The following is a 3,811-nucleotide window of genomic DNA, read 5'->3' as shown; positions in this document are numbered from 1 at the left end:
TTTTATAGCGCCGAGGGCGCGTCAGATTCTGCATGAGACGGCGCAGCGTGCGTCAGCACGATGCGAGTGTGCGTAGCACACGGGATTCCTGATTAAATGTTTTAATCAGGAATCAGTATTAGGGGTTTTCTTTCTTCGGTCTCCATACGCGGCACAGCCAGAGGCATTCCGCCAGCAGGGAGGCCGTGATGAGCGCACCGGTAACGGAATAATTCCGGATGCCCAGCAGGAGCGGACCGAGCGAGACGAGGGCGCAGACGCCCGCTGCGATCCGCGCTGCGGCGGCAAGTCCCCGCTTTCCGGTCCCGGCGTACAGCGCCAGCAGGACCAGCAGGACACAGGTGCCAAGTGCCGTAAAGAGCGGCGCAAAATTCGCATAGCCGAACGGCGTGAGATCAAAATAGGAGTACAGCTCCCGGAGCGGCGCTGCGGCCGGGCGCCCAAACTGCAGCACCGCACCATAGGGCAGGGCCTCCAGGATCAGTGCGAGCACGGGAAGGAGCAGAAGCGGCAGGCGTTTCTTCATGGCGGGTCCTCCTAACTATATATGGAATCAAATAAAATAAAATAAATCCACGCACACCCGCAGGCACATTTCGCGCGAAGCGCATTCACAAATCCGGCAGCGTTGTTGAAAAAACCGGTTGTCCGCTGGACAACCGGTTTTTGGTGCGCGAGGCGGGACTTGAACCCGCACGTCCGGAGTGGACACTAGAACCTGAATCTAGCGAGTCTGCCAATTCCACCACTCGCGCATACGATATATTCCGTCCGGAATTTCGGACTGCTCGCATATTATAGCACGGCGAGGGTGGCTTGTCAATCCCTTTTTTCGGCGGGAAGCGGATTTTTCCGGTATGTTCTGGCAGCCATGGGGATATACTCCCTGTGGCGGGTGAGCGACTTGTAGGCCGGACGGTACAGGCGGCCGCCGGTGAGGACCTCCTCCATCCGGTGGGCGCACCAGCCCGTGATGCGCGCGACGGCGAACAGCGGCGTAAAGAGGTCAGGCGGGATATCCAGCATCTGATAAATGAGGCCGGAATACATATCCACATTGGCGCACATGACCTTTTCGTGCCCCGTGATCTCGGCGAACACGCGCGGCGTTACGCGCTCGACCGCCTCCATCAGCTCCAGCTCGTCGAGCATGCCGCGCTGGGCGGCCAGCGTGCGGGCGCTCTTCCGCAGGATGACGGTGCGCGGATCGGACAGGGTATAGACCGCGTGGCCCATGCCGTAAATGAGACCGCTGCCGTCGCCAAGCTCGCGGCGCAGGATGCGGCCGACGCAGTCAGCTACGGCGTCATCGTCCTTCCAGTCGCGGACGGTCTGCTTGATGAGGGAGAACTGCGCCAGCACCTGCCGGTTCGCGCCGCCGTGCTTCGGCCCCTTCAGCGAGCCGACGGCCGCGGCGATGGCGGAATAGGTGTCCGTCCCCGTGGACGAGACGGAACGGCAGGTGAACGTGGAGTTATTGCCGCCGCCGTGCTCTGCATGGCACACAAGGCACAGGTCGAGCAGCCGCGCCTCCTCTTGGGTGAAGTGCTTGTCCGGGCGGATCATGCGCAGGAAGTTCTCCGCCGTGGACAGCTCCGGCTCCGGCCGGTGAAGATAGAGGCTGTCGTTGTCAAAATAATGCCGCTTTACAACATAGGCATAGGCCGCGATGACCGGGAAGCGCGCAATGAGCTCGATGGACTGGCGCATCATATTCTCGACACTCAGGCTATCCGGGTCCGGGTCGCAGGAATACAGGGCAAGGACGGACCGTCCGAGCTTGTTCATGACGTTGTGGCTCGGATTTTTCAGGATCATGTCCTCCGTAAAATTCTGCGGCAGATCCGTAAAATCATGCAGCAGGCGCTTGAACATGTCGTACTGCTCCTGATCGGGCAGGTGGCCGAAGAGCAGCAGGTACGCGACCTCCGGAAAGCCGAAGCGCTGCTCGCGGATGTAGCCGTCCACCAGGTCGGACAGGTCGTAGCCGCGGTAGATCAGGCGGCCGGGCATGGGCACGCGCTCGCCGTCCTCGATCGTATAGCCGAGGACATTGCCGACGGCCGTGCAGCCAACCATGACGCCGGTGCCGTCGTCGTTGCGCAGGCCGCGCTTGATGTTGCTGTTCGTCCGCGCCTCGAGATTCAAGTTGTTATGAACGCGGTAATCCGCGCATAGAGTGTGAAGGAGCTCGTCAAATCGTTCGTCAACCAAAGGGATCACCTCAATTTTTTCCACTTTTTCTGTTTATCTATACATTATACCAGCCTGCGCGGACTTCGTCAAGCGCGGGGAAAGGAGCAAGCTATGATCCGGAAATTTTTCGCCGCCCTTGGCTGCGCCGTGCTCGGCGCGGCCGTGATGCTGCTGGCGCTGCCGCTGCTGCCGGGGCAGCTCCTGCCGCACGGGAGGGCCGAGACGCTCGCCGCGACGGAGGCGGAGACCGCGCCCGCAGAGCCTGCGGACGAGCCGTTCGACGGGGCCGTGACGCTGCGCGTGCTTGTGGACGGGGCCGTGTGTGAGCAGACGCTGCACGACTACCTTGTCTGCGTGCTGCTGGCGGAGGTGCCGTCCGGCTTTGCGGCCGAGGCGCTCAAGGCGCAGGCCTGTGCCGCGCGGACATTCGCCCTGCGGCAGGCCGGGGCGGGCAAGCACGCGGAGGCCGACGTCTGCGCCAGCGCCGCCTGCTGCCAGGGCTGGTGCGCCCCAGAGCAGTGGCCGGAGCACGCGGCGGCGGAGGCGGCCGTGACGGAGACGGACGGGCTTGCCGTCGTCTATGACGGGCAGCTCATCGACGCGACGTATTTTTCCTGCTCCGGCGGGCGGACGGAGGCGGCCGTGGCCGTCTGGGGCGGTGAAATTCCATATCTGCAGTCCGTTCCCAGCCCCGGCGAGGAGGACGCGCCGCGCGAAACGGAAACGCTGACGTTCACGGCGGAAGAATTCCGGGACCGCATCACGCCCGCGCGGCCGGACGCCGACCTTTCCGGTACGCCGGAGACCTGGTTCGGGACCGTCCGCTATACGGAGGGCGGCGGCATCGGGACGCTGGAGCTGGGCGGCGCATCATTCACGGGTACGGAGCTGCGCCGCCTGCTCGGCCTGCGCTCGACGGACATCGAGTTTTCCCCGCAGGAGGACGGCGTGACGGTCACGACGCACGGCTTCGGCCACCGCGTCGGCCTGAGCCAGTACGGCGCGGAGGCCATGGCGCGGGCGGGCAGGCGCTTTGATGAGATCCTGCTGCACTACTATCAGGGCACGGAGATTCGAAGGCTGACGCTGGACGGCGAGAAATAATTATTATGGAATGGAAATCGCGGAGGCGGGGCGTGCCCCGCCCGGCGCATTGCTGCCGATTTGTACAGGTCACCGTTAAAATGAGGATGGCCCCCGATTTGTCATTGCGAGGAGCGAAGCGACGTGGCAATCTCGGGAAGGCACTTCCAGTTCGTTCAAGGTGCCGATAAAAACGCACCGACCGATTGCGTCTGTAGCGGCGGCGGCTGCGCGAGAGAAAAATGTAGCGGCGTTCCCTGCGCAGCCGTTGGCGGCTTTGCCGCCTTACGGATGCGGCGTGCCCCTTGCGGGTAGCGAGCGCCATGGGCAGTTGTAAATTTCCGGGCAGTATCGCCGACCGCACGCGCCATTGTAGGGGAGCGGACAGCCGGGCCCGTCCGCGAAGCGGCAAAAGTACTGCGAATTCGATGCAATGCACAGTTCCCACCGCCGGGCCACCCTGACGTGTCATTCCGAGGAGCGAAGCGACCTTGGCTCTCCCTCTGGGAGAGCTGTCACCGAAGGTGACTGA

3 protein-coding genes and 1 tRNA gene are annotated in these 3,811 nt (G+C 63.2%); 1 reads left to right on the top strand and 3 read right to left on the bottom strand.

The window, feature by feature from the left end; all coding sequences use genetic code 11:
- Positions 1–118: 118 nt before the first annotated feature.
- From WMO66_RS02170 to WMO66_RS02160, 3 genes are all read right to left on the bottom strand, one after another.
- Positions 119–526: a hypothetical protein gene (locus WMO66_RS02170; RefSeq protein WP_349134768.1), complete on the bottom strand. Its 408-nt coding sequence runs from the start codon at positions 524–526 to the stop codon at positions 119–121.
- A gap of 141 nt (positions 527–667) precedes the next feature.
- A tRNA-Leu gene (locus WMO66_RS02165) sits at positions 668–755 on the bottom strand.
- Positions 756–819: 64 nt separating this feature from the next.
- Complete coding sequence (locus tag WMO66_RS02160) at positions 820–2,214, bottom strand: citrate synthase (protein ID WP_349134767.1); 1,395 nt, start codon at positions 2,212–2,214, stop codon at positions 820–822.
- A 93-nt stretch (positions 2,215–2,307) separates the two neighbouring features.
- Here WMO66_RS02160 and spoIID point away from each other — a divergent pair, with 93 nt between their 5' ends.
- Entirely contained in the window at positions 2,308–3,300 is a 993-nt protein-coding gene (gene spoIID / locus WMO66_RS02155) for a stage II sporulation protein D (protein ID WP_349134766.1), read from the top strand.
- Positions 3,301–3,811: the final 511 nt, after the last annotated feature.

It is taken from the genome of Faecousia intestinalis, assembly GCF_040096185.1.
In the GTDB taxonomy this organism is placed as follows: Bacteria; Bacillota; Clostridia; order Oscillospirales; family Oscillospiraceae; genus JAZOXB01.
Note: the sequence above shows the minus strand (reverse complement) of the source record. Positions and strands in the feature narration are given on the sequence as shown.